Source organism: Candidatus Rickettsia barbarica (assembly GCF_041477405.1).
Classification (GTDB): Bacteria; Pseudomonadota; Alphaproteobacteria; order Rickettsiales; family Rickettsiaceae; genus Rickettsia; species Rickettsia rickettsii.
This window is the reverse complement of the sequence record NZ_JBEWYL010000002.1, coordinates 271,010-287,028: the sequence shown is the minus strand read 5'-3', so window position 1 is coordinate 287,028 and position 16,019 is coordinate 271,010. Positions and strand designations below refer to the sequence as shown.

The following is a 16,019-nucleotide window of genomic DNA, read 5'->3' as shown; positions in this document are numbered from 1 at the left end:
TGTTTGATTGCTAGAAGATTGTTGAATTTTTTTAGGTCTTTTAACTCCTCTAATATATCAGATTGCTCATTAACTCCAGGAGTTTGTGACTCTTGGCTTCAGATTATTAATAATAGGATGTTTTCTTACCTTTATATCAGCCATAGTTTTATTTTATTAAGTTATCTTCTACAAACTTCCAGTTGATCATATGCTTAATAAATATATCAACATAATCAGGTCGTTTGTTACGATAATCAATATAATAAGCATGTTCCCATACATCACATGCAAGAAGCGGCTTCATACCGTGTGCTATAGGTGTACCGGCATTAGCGGTTTTTATAATTTGTAACCTATTATCGTGATATATAAGCCATGCCCAGCCGCTACCGAATTGCCCTACTGCCTCTTGCTTAAACTGTTCGCAAAACTCTTCAAAACTACCGAAATCTTTATTAATTTGTTCTAATATTTTACCGCTTGGCTTACCTCCGCCTTGCGGCTTTATTGAATGCCAAAAAAAGGTATGATTCCATATTTGGGCTGCGTTATTAAAAATAGCCGCATTTGAGTTTTGTGATGACCATTCTATTATTTCTTCTAAATCTTTTTTTTGTAATTCTTCTTGATCTGTGAGTAAATTGTTTAGATTTTGTACATAAGTATTATGATGCTTACCATGATGATAATCAAAAGTCTCGAGAGTAAAATGTGGTTTAAAACTTTCTTTCTCATAAGGTAAATCAGGTAAGATAAAAGGATATGAGGTTTGATTAGATTTGTTGCAATAGGTCATGTTATTTTCCCCTATGTTGGTTTTTATATATTTATAGCGAGAATCAATACGTCATTGCAAGGAAAAATTGAAAATTTTGACGAAGCAATCTCAGGAGTTCTACTTTATGAGATTGCCACGCTCCTTGCAGTTGCTTGCAATGACGATTTAGTATCCACGCAGGCATGACATCATAGTAACTTATAAAAATCGGAAGCTAAATAAAGCGATCCGGTTATTATAATGTTTGCTTTATTATCGCCGTTTATCTTCTTTATATCACTAATCGCTTCTTCGAGTGAGTCGCTTTCGCTAAAATCAATACCACTCTTTCTGCCTTCCAAATGTATTGTTGCTGCACTATGGCTTAGCGGTTCGGATAAAACTTTAACGCCGTAACCTTTAATTGTCAAATCCTTAAAGTAAGAGCAAAATTCCTCAATATTCCTATTTTTAGTCATACCGAGTATTAAATATATCGATGATTTTAAATTATCACGCATCCAATTTGCCAAAACTTGAGCTCCGCTATTATTGTGCGCTACGTCTATCCAAATTTGAACATTATCACATATTAATTTAGAATATTTTTTCGGTTCTATTTTTTCGATTCTAGCAGGCCAAATAGTATTTTGTAATCCTTTAGCAATAACCTCATTACTAATATTAAATTGTTTGTTAATAAGGCTTATTAAGGCAATAACGCTTGCAGCATTTATTAATTGATGATCACCAAGTAGCGAAGGAGTAGGAAACTCATAGGTAAAATTTTGTGATGAATAAATAAATCCGTTGTCCGTCTTTTTAATACCGAAATCATATTCATAACAGAAACTTGGTACTTCTAACTCTTCAGCCTTGGCAAATAATGTTTCATAAACTTCCAAAACTTGCATACTTATAACGCAAGGAACGCAAGACTTCATAATACCAGCTTTCTCAACTGCTATTAGGGGTAATGTATTACCCAGCATATGCATATGATCATATGAAATAGGTGTAATTAAAGTAATTAACGGTTGTTCTACTATATTTGTTGCGTCTAACCGACCGCCTAGTCCCGTCTCTAAAATTAATATATCGGCTTTTGTTTTCTCAAATGCTAGAAACGCTGCTGCCGTAGTACCTTCAAAGAAGCTAGGTTCAATATTAAATTTTTCGCTTGCTACCCTCACCTGCTCACAAACCTGCCATAATTCATTATCTGAGATTTGCTCACCTGCTACTACGATTCGTTCATTAAATTCTAATAAATGAGGAGATGTATAGCAATGTACCTTATAACCGGCAAGCGTAAAGATGCTTTTAAGCATAGCACTACTTGAACCTTTACCGTTTGTACCTGCTATATGTATGACGGGAGGAAGCCTTAAATGAGAGTTACCTAAGGCTCCTAAAAGTCTTACTATATTTTCAAGATCATATTTAATGTTATTTTTCCAGGTCGGCACCGGAAAATGCGGCATTAGCATTGTTATTTATTTTTTTCATGAATGATAGAGTTATACCATATTTGTTGTCAACTTAAAGATCGATGCCATTCCTGCAAAGGTGGTGTTTTTGCATGGTTCGAAAAACCTACTCGATGTCATTCCCGCGTAAGCGGGAATCCAGGGTAAAGCGAGATAAATCAAGCTTTTAGAAAGCTTAAAAGTAATGGATTCCCGCTTGCGCGGGAATGACATCGAAACTTTAGATCAACTGTTTTTAGGCAATACTGAAGTTCATCGAGTTTTTGGTTTTACTGCTTTGGTTTTACTGCATTGATAAGTCCAATTAATAATACTGATTTAATTATTCCCGGTATTATAAAAGGTAATACGCCGCCGTAAAAGGCACCGTTTGCTCCTAAGAGTGTAGAGAGCCACATCCAGCCTAAGCTTATAATAATTATATTACCGATCAAATATAAAGATATCTGATTTAACCATTGATTAGAAGTAAAAATTTTATCTTTTAAGCTCGCCATAACATATACGGCAATTACAAAACCTGCTAGATATCTTCCGGTAGGATCGAATAATATTCGTAAACCGCTTGAAAATTCTCCGAACACAGGGATTCCCATTACTCCAAGAGTTATGAAAGATAATATTGTTAAAGGTGCGGTAGTCTTATTATATGTAAGTCCGATGAATATCACTGCAACGGTTTGCAATGAAATAAATATAGGCTTTATAGGTATTACTATTTGTGAACAAATAGTAAGTAATGCCACTCCTAAAACTATTTCTATTGCTTGCCTTGTGGTTAACGGTAGTGAGATTGAATTAAGTTGCATAGAATTACCGCATGATCTATTTTTAAGTAATTACACTAAATAGAATTATATAATGTCCTTGTCAAGAATATAAAAATGAAAATAAAAATTTATAATGATCTAGGAGTTTCAAAAGAAAGTATTAAGCATTGCGTGCATACCTTAAGACTTTATGCTCCAAAGTATAACGTAGATTATATTACTGCACAAGAAATTATAGACGAAAAGTGGGTTCAAAACACCTTATTACTTATTTTACTCGGTGGAAGAGATTTATACTATGTACAAAAATTGCAAGGCAAAGGAAATGCTAATATAAAGAATTATATTAAAAACGGTGGTAATTTTCTTGGGATATGTGCAGGCAGTTACTACAGCGGTAACTATGTAGAATTCGCTAAAGGAACAAATATAGAGGTTATAAGTAAAAGAGAATTAAAGATTTTCAATGGAACGGTTAGAGGACCATTGCTTGCTCCTTATTGTTACAACTCACATAAAGGAGCAAGAGCCGCTTATTTAAAAATAAATCCAACACTTAATTTAAATATTAAGGATTGTTATGCTTTTTATAATGGCGGTGGATATTTTATTGATGCAGAAAATACCAAAGATACTGAAATAATAGCAAGTTATGAGGATTCCTCAGGCTGCAATAATAAAATGTACTTACGGCGACGGGACAGCTATTTTAAGTGGAGTGCATCTTGAATATGAGCCTGCACTCATAAAAAATCAATCTCTTAATAATATGCATAAAATACTAAAAGCTCATGATACGGAAAGAATCAAATTATTAAATTATATATTAGACTTCTTCGGAAACACGCTTATAGAGAGGAATTTGTAGAAAATACGCAGCACAACAGAACCGCAGCGTACGTAGAAGTACGTGAGAGGATGCGAGCAGCGAATTGATTCGCAAATTATCTCTAGAAGTAGAGTTTCCGAAGAAGTCTATTCAAAAATCTAAATCTGTATAATAGTTTGGAGGGGTAAAGCCAGGGATTCTATCTTGTAGTAATAACCTAAAAGCCGGTCTTGATTTAATTAGTGAATACCAATGTTTGATCAGCGTCCATTTATCCCAATAAATCTCACCGAAATAATCGAGTACCGATAAGTGACAACTTGCGGCAATATCGGCAATAGTTAGTGACTCCGATACAAGATAACTTCTTTTTTCTAGTAAAGAAGTTATATATTCCAAGTGATAATTTAAATTATTTTTTGCAACACGTAAAAACTCGGTTCGTGGGCTGCTCATTTTAGCAATTGATCTTATAACTTTTTCATCGATAATAATCTTAGTAACTTCACGATAAAATTTATCGTTAAACCAAAAGAATAATCGTCTAATTTCGCAACAAATATCAATATCTTCATCTAAAAAATTAAAATTCGGATATTTGCTATTAAGATATTCAACAGAAGGATAAATACCTACCACAAATAAACCGTATGATTCTGCTAAAATAGGTAAAGTTCCGGCAGGATTTATTTTTAAAAAATCTTTATTGAATTGCCAATAATCTTCTTTAATCGTAGTAAATTCTATATCTAATTCTTTTAAGAAGATACGGGCTTGTCTTGAAAGAGGACAAATAGGATTATGATATAACTTTTTCATTAAATTGTGTTACAGTCCTAGTCATTCCGCGACTTGATCGCAGGATCTATCAATATTTGTTAAGCTATTTTCTAAGCTCCCGCGCTCAAGTCGCGGGATGACAATAAGGTCTATAAGCCGGATTCTGTATGAATATCAATTCATTGCAGTTATTTATCTAGGATAAACGTTACCGTTTACCTCAAGCGATCTACCCGTATTACAAGCCGGTTAGAGATAACCCGGGAACTTAGATAAGTTCTTGTGTAACGCCTATTTGATCTTGCTCTTGGTGGGGTTTACCATGCGTAATTTGTTACCAACTTACCGGTACGCTCTTACCGTACCTTTTCACCCTTACCAAAAATACTCGATCAACTGCAAAAATTGGCTGCGTCATTTCACAAGTACTACGGTACTCACGTATTAAGTATACGCTCCGTTCCTCGTCTTATGAACTCCTAGCTCTTTTTGAAGTTGATCTTCGTATTCATACTTGGCGGTGTATTTTCTGTGGTACTGTCCCTAAAGTAATAATACTCTGCCGGAGGTTAACCGGCACCATACCTCTATAGAGTCCGGACTTTCCTCGTGATCTATAGCTTTGCTATATTATCACGCAACTGCACGACCATTTAGAATTATGGTCAATTTTCTTAAATTAGTCAATAACATTTAGAATAAGTTCAATTAACTTATTAGGTTCTGTGAAGGTTTCTAATTGATTTGCTATTTTGAGATATTTTTTAGCGAAAATTAATAAGATTTTTTTTGAAAATTTGACTTTTGTACACAGAATATAATTAAATTAGCAAGTATAATACAAATTTAAAATTTCAACTATTTTATTAAAGATATTCTTAATTTAACGTTGCTACTATTTTTTTCATACTGTATAAATATGTATTTAATGCTCCTAAACACATAAATTGTTAGCAAATTTTGATATATGATATGAAAAAATTAATTTATTATTTTGGCAGTAATGGTAGTGATGGAAACGCTAGCATGAAAAATATACTTGGTAACAAAGGTGCTGGTCTTGCCGAAATATCTAACCTCAAACTACCTATTCCTGATGGTTTTACAATAACTACAGAGCTATGTAATTATTTTTATACCCACAATAATAACTTTCCTAAAAACTTTCAAAGCGACTTAAAAAAAGCTATCACTGAACTTGAAATAATTACCGGTAAAATTTTCGGCAGTACAAGCAATCCTTTATTGTTATCGGTGCGTTCGGGCTCTACGGTTTCAATGCCTGGAATGATGAATACTATCCTTAATCTTGGAATGAATAACGAAGTGTGTAATGCTCTTGCAGATTCCTGCGGTGATAAACGATTTGCTCTTGATAGTTACAAAAGATTTTTAGAAATGTACGGTTCAACGGTATTATCTATACCTAGTGATCTATTTGAACAAATTTACGAAAAGCACAAGATGCAAGCCGATATTCATAAAGATAGCGATATTACTGTAGAATTATTAGAAAAAATTATTGATGATTTCAAACGGTTGCATATTAAGTATACTAAGCAACTGATTAATGATCCTTATGAACAGTTAGAATCGGCAATTAAAGCGGTGCTACATTCTTGGATGAGTAATAGAGCAGTTATATATAGAAAAATCAATAATATTTCGGAGGATTTCGGTACGGCTATTAATATCCAAGCAATGGTTTTCGGTAATTTAGGTAAAACTTCAGCTACGGGAGTTGCTTTTACTAGATCACCTTCTACAGGAGAAAAAAAGCTCTTTGGAGAGTTTTTAATAAATGCTCAAGGTGAAGACATAGTATCGGGAACTAGAACACCTATGCCTATTATTGCAAATGATTCAAATTCTATGCAAGCAATGATGCCAGAAGTGTTTAAGGAGTTATCACAAATTGCACAAAAGCTTGAAGAACATTACTTAGATATGCAGGATATAGAATTCACTATAGAAAATAATAAGCTATATATTTTGCAAACACGTACTGCAAAAAGAACAGCCATTGCTGCTATTAATATTGCCGTACAAATGGTAGAAGAAAAGCTTATTTCTAAAGAACAGGCCTTAATGCGAATCGATCCGGAATCATTAAATCAATTATTACATACAAGAATTGATTACAGTAAGGGGCTTACTTCTATTGCTGAGGGGCTACCTGCTTCTCCTGGGGCTGCAACAGGTATTGCAGTATTCTCACCTTATGATGCCGAAAAATTATCTCATCATCATAAAGTAATTTTAGTACGCCATGATACTAGTCCTGAGGATATTAACGGAATGCATGTTTCTTCAGGTATTTTAACTATTAGAGGGGGAATGACTTCACATGCTGCAGTTGTGGCAAGAGGTATGGGGAAGCCTTGTGTTTGCGGTACAAGTAATTTATCTATAGATGAGAAAAAGCAAATATTAACAGCAGGCGACATAGTTATTAAACAAGGTGATATTATAACGATTGACGGAGGTAGCGGTAAAATCTTCTTAGGTGAAATGCCGTTAATTCAACCTACTTTCAGTGAAGAATCAAAATTAATTTTAGATTGGGCAGACGAGATTAGTAGCTTAAAAGTTCGTGCAAATGCTGAAACAGTTAACGATGCTTTAGTATCTGTAAAGTTTGGAGCTCAAGGTATAGGTTTATGTCGTAGCGAACATATGTTTTTTGATAAAAATAAAATTCCTTTAGTAAGAGACATGATTATTGCTCCTGATATAGAACGGAGAAAGCTTGCCGTGCAGAAATTATTACCTCTGCAAACTGAGGATTTTAAAGCTTTATTCAGAGTAATGAAAGATAAACCGGTAAATATTAGATTACTTGATCCGCCGTTACATGAGTTTTTACCTACCACCGAAGAAGATAAAAAGAATTTGGCCAATAGCTTAAATCTACCTTTATCCATGATTAATCAACGTCTTCATGCTATACATGAAGTAAATCCTATGCTCGGTCACCGTGGATGTAGACTTGGTATATGTTCGCCGGAAATTTACCAAATGCAAATTGAAGCAATTTTTACAGCTATTTTTGAGCTACATAAAAAAGAACATATAGAATGTAACTTAGAATTAATGATCCCTTTAATTAGCAATGTAGGTGAAATACAAAAGCTTAAAATGGATATTTATGCGGTAATAGAGGAATTAGAGCAACGTTATAGATATAAGTTTTCCTTTACGCTCGGTACTATGATAGAACTACCCAGGGCAGCACTCGGCAGTAAGAAAATAGCTAAGGAAGTTGACTATTTTAGTTTTGGTACTAATGATTTAACTCAGACTACATATGGAATTTCTAGAGATGATATTGCCTCTTTTCTTCCATATTATTTAGAAGAAAAGATTTTTGAATCCGATCCATTTACTACTCTCGATGAAGAAGGAGTAGGAGAATTAATTGAAATTGCTATAAAACGCGGAAAAAGCAGTAATGCTAATTTGAAACTCGGAGCTTGCGGAGAACATGCAGGGAACCCTGCCTCTATAGAATTTTTTCATAGAATGAATTTAAACTATGTTTCTTGTTCTCCATACCGTATCCCTATAGCAAGAATCGCCGCAGCACAAGCTAAAATTAAACACGGGTGATAAAGGCGTTGTTGCAAGCGGGTATTGGATACCTATAGTACCAGACATTTTCGTTCTATATCATTTCCGCGTGGCCTTGTTGTGTGAATCAATTTCACCTCTGTCATCCCGTGGCTTGACCACGGGATCCAGTTAAAAATACTAATAATATTAGTATTTTTATTGTTTTTTGGACCCTGTGGTTAAGCCACGGGGTGACACAGTGGTTTTTACCGGTTCACGCAATGACCAAAAAATTATTTACAAATTAATATGATCATAATACCAATATTAAGCATTTTTGGGTTTTCATCTTTTTTTGCCAAATATTTCAAAACAAAATTGACTTTCGCTATTCCCATAACAATCAGCATATTAGTACCGATTTTATATTGTTTTGCTATGTTAAAGCTATTACCGGCTGCAACATATATATATTATTTCATCGGTATATTTTTAGCTTTCATGTCATTCCTGCATTTTATAGGCGTTGTTGTAGGGGGTGGCTCCGCTCCTGTCATCCCGCGACTTGATCGCGGGATCCAGTTAAAAATGTTTAGTATTTTTAAGTTATATTTTTGGATACCGTGGTCAAGTCACGGTATGACACTGCACGCATTTCTTGATCTATGCAATAATACCTCCTTCATGTCATTTCTGTGGAAGCAGGAATCTAGAAAAAATATAATTGAAATCATTGTATTTACTTTATTGACTCTTTTGTTTTTTCTTTATACCAGAGATGCATCGCTGCGTTCTTATGATGATTTCTCACATTGGGGAATATTTACTAAAGAATTGTTATATTTCGGTGTTTTTGAAAATCAGTCTTCGTTAACTTCCATTATTACTACTCATGCCCATTATCCAAGAGGAGCTGCCGTTTATCATTATTTGATGCTGCTACTTTCAGGTTATTCGGACGGTAACGTATTATTTGCTCATTTCTTATTACATTTAGCATTTCTAGTTCCTTTAGCCGCAAATAAGAAATTGTGGCAAACCGGAATGTTGTTTTCACTTTTACTTTGCGACGTAGTATTATATACGACTGGAATTCGTTCAATATATAACGATAGTACTATTGGCTTAATGTTCGGAGCTATTTTTGCAATTTATATCCTTGCGGAAGACAAGAAAAAAGCATTATTACTTATTTTACCTATTACGATATTACTTGCCTCTTTCCGAGAAATTGGAACATGGCTTGCTAGTTTTGCTTCGATAATTCTTATAGCTCATTATACAATTTTTTATAAAAAGCCTAAAAAATCAAGTGATTATATTATGTATCTGATTTTACTTACTTTACCTATTTTGTGTAGTTTTATTTGGATGAGTTATTTTAAAAACACCCATGATTTTTTTGACAGATGCGAACATAGTTTTAGCAATTTAGTATATATTGCTGAAAATTTTAATGAACAGCATAGATCATTATTACTAAATTACGGTAAATTTCTCTTGTTATTCTTATTAAAAGAAGGAAGTTTAGTTGTATATACTATTTGTATAGCTGCATGGTACGGAATTCGTAAATATAAACCGGATTTGCTGAAAGAATATAAATTTTTCCTGATAAGTACGTTTGCGTGTTTTATAATTTTTGCTTTGTGGCGGTTATATTTATATTTCTTTAACTTTAGTTATGAAGAGGCAATTAGAGGGGCATCATTACTTAGATATCTTGGATGTTATGTTATAGCTATCGGAATGATTGCAACTTCGTATGTTAAAAATAGTATTTTCTTACACAAGCAAAGTAATAAAGAATTATTTATATTCCTTCTGCTGCTTGCTGTTTCTACGTTTTCCGTAGTAAAAAATATACTAAGAATCAAACACTTCAACTTAGAACAAAAGAATTTTATCCAGCAAACAACAGAAGTTAAAAAGCTATTGGAGCAAGGCAATAAAATTGACTTTAACTTTAGCGGTAAGAAAGATAATTTACAATGTTATATATTAAATTATAATCTAGTACCGTATTTAGGTAAGAAATCCTTACAAGAATGCATAAAAGCTTCTAAAGAAGCGATTATAGAAACAAAGGAAGAAGCGGTATATGCTCCTTTTAAATAGCGTTGAGGATTTTGCACAGCTCCTATGTCATTCCTGTGTGGCCTTGTTGTGTAGATATTACCCCATCATTGCGAGCAGTTGTAGTACTTGCGTGGCAATCTCATAAAATAATAACAGATTTCTGAGATTGCTTCATCAATTGCTATGCAATTTCCGTAACTCAGATGGGAAAGCTGATTCACGCAACAACATCACGCGAGAATAACATAAAACCAATATAGATTTTTAACAATTATGGATATAAAATATAATTTAGCTGCCGCTTACCGAATAATGGCGTATTTATCGCTGGATGATCATACTTATACGCATCTATCCGCAAGACCTAAAAATGCCGTTTTTTACTATATTTATCCTTTTGGACTAAGATTTGAAGAAGTAACTACAGAGAATCTTTTAAAAGTTAGTTTAGACGGACAAATTTTAGAAGGAGAAGAATATCAATATAATAAAACCGGTTACTTTATTCATGGTAGTATTTATAAAACACGCCCTGATATTTCTGCTATTTTTCATTATCATACTCCTGCATCTATTGCCGTTTCTGCTTTAAAATGCGGGCTTTTACCGATCAGTCAATGGGCATTACATTTTTACGATAGAATATCATATCATAATTATAATTCTCTAGTACTAGATGCCGACAAACAGAGTAGTAGACTTATTACTGACCTTCAACAGAATTATGTGATGTTACTTCGTAATCACGGTGCTATTACCTGCGGAAAAACTATTCATGAAGCTATGTTTTATACTTACCATTTAGAACAAGCTTGTAAAACGCAATGCCTACTAAATTCTACAAAAGAACAAGAGCTTATAATCCCTTCCGTAGAAATATGTAAGCAGACGGTAAAAGACTTATTATCGTTTGAAGAAGATTTAGGCAAACGTGACTGGGCAGCTTGGCTACGACTTGTGAAGATGTGATCACAATACTACGACCCCAGCGGCTTTACTTGCTTGTTTTAAGGATTTATCAAGTGTTGCTATTGGTAACCCACAGCGTAATACTAGCTCTAAATAGCTAGCATCATAAAGTGTTAATCCATATTGTACGGCTAAATCCATTGTCTCAAACCATATATGTTCCAATGTTATTTGATCAATTTTGATGTAAAGATCCTTTAAAGTATAAATTGCTTGGTGACGTTGATTTGCAGTAAGACGTTTTGTACGCTCTGCACATAATAATACATTTCCAATCTCAAGCCCCCAAATAGCAGGGACAATTGCTCCTTCTGTTATGGTTTTATCTAGTATATCCAAGCTTGCTACTTCATCAGGCATAAGCCATGATAAAGCAATTGAAGAATCTAAAACAAAAGAGACCATTTTTTACTTCTTACCCTCATTTTTGTAATTTAGCCATACTTCTAAATCCGATGGTTGTAAATTAATTTCTTTTGCAAGTTTTCGAAGTCTAAGAGCTGCAATCTTTGCTATTTCAATATTATTATGAGAATCAATAGGAACAATTTTTGCAGCAGCTTTTCCTCTTTTAGTAATTAAAATTTCTTCACCTTTACTCACTCGGTCTAATAATTTAGAAAAATGGGTTTTAGCATCAAAGGCTGTAATTGTGTTTTTCATATAATGAACTAGTTAATTAACTAGTCAGTTATAACATATTTTAAATTTAAATGTCAAAAACTTTAATAGATATCTTTCCAAACACTTATAGAGAGGAATTTAAAGGAGACACGAAAGCACTTGTCACCGCAGCATACAAACTAGTACGTGAGGATACGAGTCTAGGCTTGATGTATAAATTACCTCTAGAAGCGAAGTTTGAGAAAATGTCTAATGCTTACAACCGCTACCGTGAATATGTGGAGGATGGAGTTTGATATGCTTTAGCATCTTTTTAAGTAGTGTATCACGCTTAAGTTTTGATAAATAATCTAAGAAAGTTTTGCCGTTTAAATAATCTATTTCATGCTGAATTACAGTTGCTAAAAAGCCTTCTGCTGCTAGTTCTTGCTTATTACCGTTATAATCAAGATATTTTACCTTGATTGCTTTTGATCATGTAATAGATGCTTCAATGCCTGGAAACGATAAAGAACCCTCAATAAAAGTTTGTTTTTCTTCTGAAAAATAAGTTATGTTCGGATTAATAAAAACTATAAATGATGACTCAGTGTCCATGCGCAACAACGCATCCTTGCAATGGTGTAGCTTTTTCAAACCATCAATATTTATTTAGCAATGCCATTATTTCATTACGATAGCTGATAATATATTCTGATTATAAGGTTCTTGCAAGTGATATGAGCGTCTGTTACTTGGATATTTTAACGGATTTGTGTAAGTATCTTCAGCAATATTTTTTATATCTTTGACGCCTGCTTCTTTAAGTTTTAACTCTACAAAAGCCGGTAAATCAAACATATAATGATTTTCTTTTATAGAGTTTATAAAAAACTGTTTATTGTTAATATCCTTACTTAAGAAAGCTTTATAATATTCATCATCAACTTCATATGAACTTTGAGCTATAGCAGGACCTATCACTGCTATTAAATTCTTTGCTCCTTTTTCTATTATTTTAGTAACTATATTGCTAATAATATTATTTATACTTCCTTTCCAACCTGCATGTGCCGCTCCGATTATTTTACCGTCGCCGCTTGCAAGTAATACCGGTACACAATCTGCTGATTGTACCGCTAATATTAAATTTTTCTTAGTTGTAATGCTACCATCTGCTTCAGGTACGGCAATTATGGACTCATCAGCATTAACAATTTGATTGCCATGTATTTGGTTTAAAATTAAAATATCTTGTGCTTTAAAATAAGTAATAATAGATTTTTTGTTTTCAACTATTTCTGTTTCATTTATAGAGTTATTTTTTTTTATATATCTATGACTAGAATTATTGAATGTTTTATCAAAAATTTTATAATAAACTGATCCGTTTATTAATCCTTCCATGAAAATATCCCATATTAATTATAATAGTTTTATTAATACTTTATCCGGTCGTTTACAAAAAAATAAACAGCTAGAAAAAATAATAGCACAATTTCATCAAGACTATAACCTAAGCCCTATTATTGGCGTAGAAATAGAGTTTTATTTAAGTCACAATATTGATATAGCTAAATTTGAAATACTTTCAAGAAAATACTTAGCTAGATTTAAAATTGCTAAAATAAAAAAAGAAAAAGGCAATAACCAATTTGAAATAGATCTTCCCCCTTCTGTAAACTTAATACAATATATAAAAAATATATTAGAGGTTAAAACTATTTTAACAAAAATGGCACAGCAGTTAAACGGTTATATAGATTTTTCGCCTAAGCCGTTTTTGGATGATTATGGTAATAGTATGCATTTTCATATTAATTTTAATTCCGAGTTCAATGATTATTATATAATTTTAGCAGCACAAGGGCTATGTCACTATATGTTAGACACCCTACTCGCTTTTATGCCTACTACTCTAGATTATGCACGGATAAATAAAAAATTTATGGCTCCTACGCATATATCGTACGGTGGAAATAATAGAAGTGTAGCCGTACGAACTCCAAATGCTTGTCCCAAACGTTTAGAACATCGCTTATCTTCCCCCGAAACCGATCCATATATAGCAATTTTTACTATTTTAAAGTCAATATTGTTGGCTTTAAAATCTCCAAGTTCGCTCCAAACAATAGAAAAAATTTACGGGAATGCTTTCGATCCACAATATAATTTAACTCCATTACCGACATCATCTCAGGCGAGCTTTATGTTATTTAAACCGGATTTTTTTAAATAATTTGTATTTTGTTCACAAAACCTAAAAACTAAACAATAATTGTTTTTTACAACTAAAATAAAGATTGATATAAAATATTCAATATAAAACTGCCGAAATTGTTTCAATTAAGTATTTTATTTTTCTGATGAAGTACTTTAAGCTGCACTTCACTCTATATTTTCATAATTTTTCATTAGATAATTAAATTCCGCACCATAGATAAATATCATATTTATAATATAGAAGAATATTAATGTAACTATTATACTACCAAGTGAACCATACATGAGATTTAATTGATTATAGTAGACTATATAAGTTGAAAGTAAATAGCCGCTTATTATCCATAATATCACAGTTAATAAAGCCCCTGGAAATACATCAATAAAATTTAGTTTTACATTAGGTAATATATAATACAAAGATGAGGCACCTAAAAATAATAAAATTAAAATTAAAAAATATCTTATAAAATTTAAAATGATCTTATATTTTTCAATGGTCTCTAATATTATCGGAATTTTTGTAAATAATATTGGAATCACCACTAAAAGAAACATAGTAAAGGTAATCAAGGCACTAATTATAAGAAACTGTATAATACTAAGTAATCTTCTTCTTATATAAGGGGGTGGAGATTTTATTTGATATACACGATTTAAAATAGTCCTTAAACATTCTACAAAAGAAGAAGCAGTCCAAATACTGCCTACTATGGCAAGATTCATTAAACTTTGAGGAGGAGCACTTAGTAATTCGCGTATTCTTTTTTCTATTGATTCCGTTGCTTGTTCCGGAAGACTCTCTAGAAAAATTTGTATAAAATTTTGACCAAGTTCCGAAGCTCCTAAAAAGCTTGTTAAAGCTAATAAGAATACTAGGAAAGGGAAAATAGATAAAAGTATCATGAATGACATATATCCCGAATGTTCAACGCCATCATCTTCTATTGTTCTAAATAAGGCTACGTAAAGACAATTAAAAATTTTTCTCATTATAAAAGCTAAGTTGTTATTATTAATTTTATATTTAATCTTAAATAAGTTCGCTGTAAATAATTAATTTATAATTAAAATGAAACTATACTTTATCCTTGATTTGAAATATTAATATAGAAATGAAATTTTTTCCTTGCATTAATTTTATATTTTTCTATAATGTACCAAAATTTTATTTTTTATAAATTGTTAATTTATGCTTCAGTAAATAAGTTTTTAAAACATAAGGTATTCATATTTTACAAATAATTTTAAAGTTCTTATGATATTTTTATTTGATAAGAAATAATTTTATTCTTTAATAATTATTTACCAAATGATTACAAAAAACTTAAAAAATGTTATTTTATAGTTGCTTATAATATTAATTTATGGTATCATTTCCATTTACGCTTGGATAAGTTTAACGGTATTAAATTATTAATAACCACATGTTTTATAATAATATAGGATAATATCATTTTTGTTCAAAGAAAATTTTTAAATATAGATGTAATTAGTAGTAACCAAGGAGAGGATAATGGGTAGAAAAAACGATATTATACAAAAAATCGATAGTTTTATCGGCAAGAAAATTTATTCTTTAAGACTCGCTAAGGGGTTATCTCGTCAACAACTGGCTGAAGTAATTGATGTTACGCATCAACAATTACAAAAATACGAAAAAGCAATTAATAGAATTTCTGTAGGAAGGCTAGTACTAATCGCAGAAGCTTTAGATAGGAATATTGATTATTTCTTTGAAGGTTTAGAAGAAGCTAATAAACCGCAGCCCGTACATACTCAACATCAACGTATGTGCATTGAAGTTTCAAGAAATTTTATGAAAATTAATAGCACGGAAGAACAACAAGCCGTTAATAATTTAGTAAAATGTTTAGCTGGAAAGAAAAACTAAAAACTAATGCATAACGGCAAGCTGCCATTCTGATTACGTTGTGATATAATTTATGTCATCCCCGCAGAAAGCGGGAATAACATTGTTTGCC

The 16,019-nt window shown here is 32.2% G+C and carries 15 protein-coding genes, 1 other RNA gene and 2 pseudogenes; 7 read left to right on the top strand and 11 right to left on the bottom strand.

Going from position 1 to position 16,019, the window contains the following annotated elements:
- Nucleotides 1-148 precede the first annotated feature (148 nt).
- From ABVF33_RS04065 to ABVF33_RS04055, 3 genes are all read right to left on the bottom strand, one after another.
- Nucleotides 149-778: a superoxide dismutase gene (locus tag ABVF33_RS04065; protein ID WP_499706354.1), complete on the bottom strand. Its 630-nt coding sequence runs from the start codon at nucleotides 776-778 to the stop codon at nucleotides 149-151.
- A 170-nt stretch (nucleotides 779-948) separates the two neighbouring features.
- On the bottom strand, nucleotides 949-2,229 hold the full coding sequence (locus ABVF33_RS04060; protein WP_499706353.1) for a folylpolyglutamate synthase/dihydrofolate synthase family protein: 1,281 nt from the start codon (nucleotides 2,227-2,229) through the stop codon (nucleotides 949-951).
- A gap of 269 nt (nucleotides 2,230-2,498) precedes the next feature.
- Nucleotides 2,499-3,038: a biotin transporter BioY gene (locus tag ABVF33_RS04055; RefSeq protein WP_499706352.1), complete on the bottom strand. Its 540-nt coding sequence runs from the start codon at nucleotides 3,036-3,038 to the stop codon at nucleotides 2,499-2,501.
- Nucleotides 3,039-3,113: 75 nt separating this feature from the next.
- Between ABVF33_RS04055 and ABVF33_RS04050 the strand changes: the two are divergent.
- Nucleotides 3,114-3,867: pseudogene (locus tag ABVF33_RS04050) on the top strand (BPL-N domain-containing protein).
- A 111-nt stretch (nucleotides 3,868-3,978) separates the two neighbouring features.
- Here the strand turns inward: ABVF33_RS04050 and ABVF33_RS04045 are convergent.
- Both ABVF33_RS04045 and rnpB read right to left on the bottom strand, forming a co-directional pair.
- Entirely contained in the window at nucleotides 3,979-4,647 is a 669-nt protein-coding gene (locus tag ABVF33_RS04045) for a glutathione S-transferase family protein (RefSeq protein WP_499706351.1), read from the bottom strand.
- A 97-nt stretch (nucleotides 4,648-4,744) separates the two neighbouring features.
- Nucleotides 4,745-5,265: RNase P RNA component class A (gene rnpB / locus ABVF33_RS04040), an RNA gene on the bottom strand.
- A 315-nt stretch (nucleotides 5,266-5,580) separates the two neighbouring features.
- Between rnpB and ppdK the strand changes: the two genes are divergently transcribed.
- Complete coding sequence (gene ppdK / locus ABVF33_RS04035; RefSeq protein ID WP_499706350.1) at nucleotides 5,581-8,217, top strand: pyruvate, phosphate dikinase; 2,637 nt, start codon at nucleotides 5,581-5,583, stop codon at nucleotides 8,215-8,217.
- A 236-nt stretch (nucleotides 8,218-8,453) separates the two neighbouring features.
- On the opposite strand, the gene ABVF33_RS04030 is transcribed toward ppdK, so the two are convergent.
- The gene (locus ABVF33_RS04030) at nucleotides 8,454-8,570 is read right to left on the bottom strand and encodes a hypothetical protein (RefSeq protein ID WP_014273508.1); all 117 of its coding nucleotides are present in this window, start codon (nucleotides 8,568-8,570) and stop codon (nucleotides 8,454-8,456) included.
- Between the two features lie 28 nt (nucleotides 8,571-8,598).
- Here ABVF33_RS04030 and ABVF33_RS04025 point away from each other — a divergent pair, with 28 nt between their 5' ends.
- Nucleotides 8,599-10,278, top strand: a complete 1,680-nt coding sequence (locus tag ABVF33_RS04025; RefSeq protein ID WP_499706349.1) for a hypothetical protein — start codon at nucleotides 8,599-8,601, stop codon at nucleotides 10,276-10,278.
- 234 nt (nucleotides 10,279-10,512) lie between these two features.
- Nucleotides 10,513-11,208 (top strand): class II aldolase/adducin family protein, encoded by a 696-nt coding sequence (locus ABVF33_RS04020; RefSeq protein ID WP_499706348.1) that lies wholly within the window; start codon nucleotides 10,513-10,515, stop codon nucleotides 11,206-11,208.
- On the opposite strand, the gene ABVF33_RS04015 is transcribed toward ABVF33_RS04020, so the two are convergent.
- Both ABVF33_RS04015 and ABVF33_RS04010 read right to left on the bottom strand, forming a co-directional pair.
- Nucleotides 11,209-11,613, bottom strand: a complete 405-nt coding sequence (locus ABVF33_RS04015; RefSeq protein WP_499706347.1) for a type II toxin-antitoxin system VapC family toxin — start codon at nucleotides 11,611-11,613, stop codon at nucleotides 11,209-11,211.
- 3 nt (nucleotides 11,614-11,616) lie between these two features.
- On the bottom strand, nucleotides 11,617-11,871 hold the full coding sequence (locus ABVF33_RS04010; protein ID WP_004995655.1) for a type II toxin-antitoxin system Phd/YefM family antitoxin: 255 nt from the start codon (nucleotides 11,869-11,871) through the stop codon (nucleotides 11,617-11,619).
- A 50-nt stretch (nucleotides 11,872-11,921) separates the two neighbouring features.
- Between ABVF33_RS04010 and ABVF33_RS04005 the strand changes: the two genes are divergently transcribed.
- Complete coding sequence (locus ABVF33_RS04005; RefSeq protein WP_083762104.1) at nucleotides 11,922-12,128, top strand: palindromic element RPE1 domain-containing protein; 207 nt, start codon at nucleotides 11,922-11,924, stop codon at nucleotides 12,126-12,128.
- Here the strand turns inward: ABVF33_RS04005 and ABVF33_RS04000 are convergent.
- Nucleotides 12,082-12,417: pseudogene (locus ABVF33_RS04000) on the bottom strand (peptide deformylase); the annotation flags it as partial. The gene ABVF33_RS04005 and the pseudogene ABVF33_RS04000 overlap by 47 nt on opposite strands.
- A 78-nt stretch (nucleotides 12,418-12,495) precedes the next feature.
- On the bottom strand, nucleotides 12,496-13,218 hold the full coding sequence (pgeF, locus tag ABVF33_RS03995) for a peptidoglycan editing factor PgeF (protein ID WP_499706346.1): 723 nt from the start codon (nucleotides 13,216-13,218) through the stop codon (nucleotides 12,496-12,498).
- Between pgeF and ABVF33_RS03990 the strand changes: the two genes are divergently transcribed.
- Entirely contained in the window at nucleotides 13,217-14,050 is an 834-nt protein-coding gene (locus tag ABVF33_RS03990) for a type I glutamate--ammonia ligase (protein ID WP_499706345.1), read from the top strand. The two genes, pgeF and ABVF33_RS03990, sit on opposite strands and share 2 nt — an antisense overlap.
- A gap of 149 nt (nucleotides 14,051-14,199) precedes the next feature.
- Here the strand turns inward: ABVF33_RS03990 and ABVF33_RS03985 are convergent, their stop codons facing one another.
- A complete protein-coding gene (locus tag ABVF33_RS03985; RefSeq protein WP_010977294.1) occupies nucleotides 14,200-15,027 on the bottom strand; it encodes a YihY/virulence factor BrkB family protein in 828 nt (275 codons plus the stop codon).
- Between the two features lie 523 nt (nucleotides 15,028-15,550).
- Between ABVF33_RS03985 and ABVF33_RS03980 the strand changes: the two genes are divergently transcribed.
- Nucleotides 15,551-15,928, top strand: a complete 378-nt coding sequence (locus ABVF33_RS03980) for a helix-turn-helix domain-containing protein (RefSeq protein ID WP_010977292.1) — start codon at nucleotides 15,551-15,553, stop codon at nucleotides 15,926-15,928.
- The last annotated feature ends 91 nt before the right edge of the window (nucleotides 15,929-16,019 follow it).

Coding starts and splice junctions, on each gene's coding strand:
- ABVF33_RS04025 (WP_499706349.1), top strand. CDS start 8,599: ATGTTAAAGCTATTACCGGCTGCAACATATATATATTATTTCATCGGT.
- ABVF33_RS04030 (WP_014273508.1), bottom strand. CDS start 8,570: ATGCTGATTGTTATGGGAATAGCGAAAGTCAATTTTGTTTTGAAATAT.
- ABVF33_RS04010 (WP_004995655.1), bottom strand. CDS start 11,871: ATGAAAAACACAATTACAGCCTTTGATGCTAAAACCCATTTTTCTAAA.
- pgeF (WP_499706346.1), bottom strand. CDS start 13,218: ATGGAAGGATTAATAAACGGATCAGTTTATTATAAAATTTTTGATAAA.
- ABVF33_RS04060 (WP_499706353.1), bottom strand. CDS start 2,229: ATGCTAATGCCGCATTTTCCGGTGCCGACCTGGAAAAATAACATTAAA.
- ABVF33_RS03985 (WP_010977294.1), bottom strand. CDS start 15,027: ATGAGAAAAATTTTTAATTGTCTTTACGTAGCCTTATTTAGAACAATA.
- ABVF33_RS04065 (WP_499706354.1), bottom strand. CDS start 778: ATGACCTATTGCAACAAATCTAATCAAACCTCATATCCTTTTATCTTA.
- ABVF33_RS04005 (WP_083762104.1), top strand. CDS start 11,922: ATGTCAAAAACTTTAATAGATATCTTTCCAAACACTTATAGAGAGGAA.
- ppdK (WP_499706350.1), top strand. CDS start 5,581: ATGAAAAAATTAATTTATTATTTTGGCAGTAATGGTAGTGATGGAAAC.
- ABVF33_RS04045 (WP_499706351.1), bottom strand. CDS start 4,647: ATGAAAAAGTTATATCATAATCCTATTTGTCCTCTTTCAAGACAAGCC.
- ABVF33_RS04020 (WP_499706348.1), top strand. CDS start 10,513: ATGGATATAAAATATAATTTAGCTGCCGCTTACCGAATAATGGCGTAT.
- ABVF33_RS03980 (WP_010977292.1), top strand. CDS start 15,551: ATGGGTAGAAAAAACGATATTATACAAAAAATCGATAGTTTTATCGGC.
- ABVF33_RS04055 (WP_499706352.1), bottom strand. CDS start 3,038: ATGCAACTTAATTCAATCTCACTACCGTTAACCACAAGGCAAGCAATA.
- ABVF33_RS03990 (WP_499706345.1), top strand. CDS start 13,217: ATGAAAATATCCCATATTAATTATAATAGTTTTATTAATACTTTATCC.
- ABVF33_RS04015 (WP_499706347.1), bottom strand. CDS start 11,613: ATGGTCTCTTTTGTTTTAGATTCTTCAATTGCTTTATCATGGCTTATG.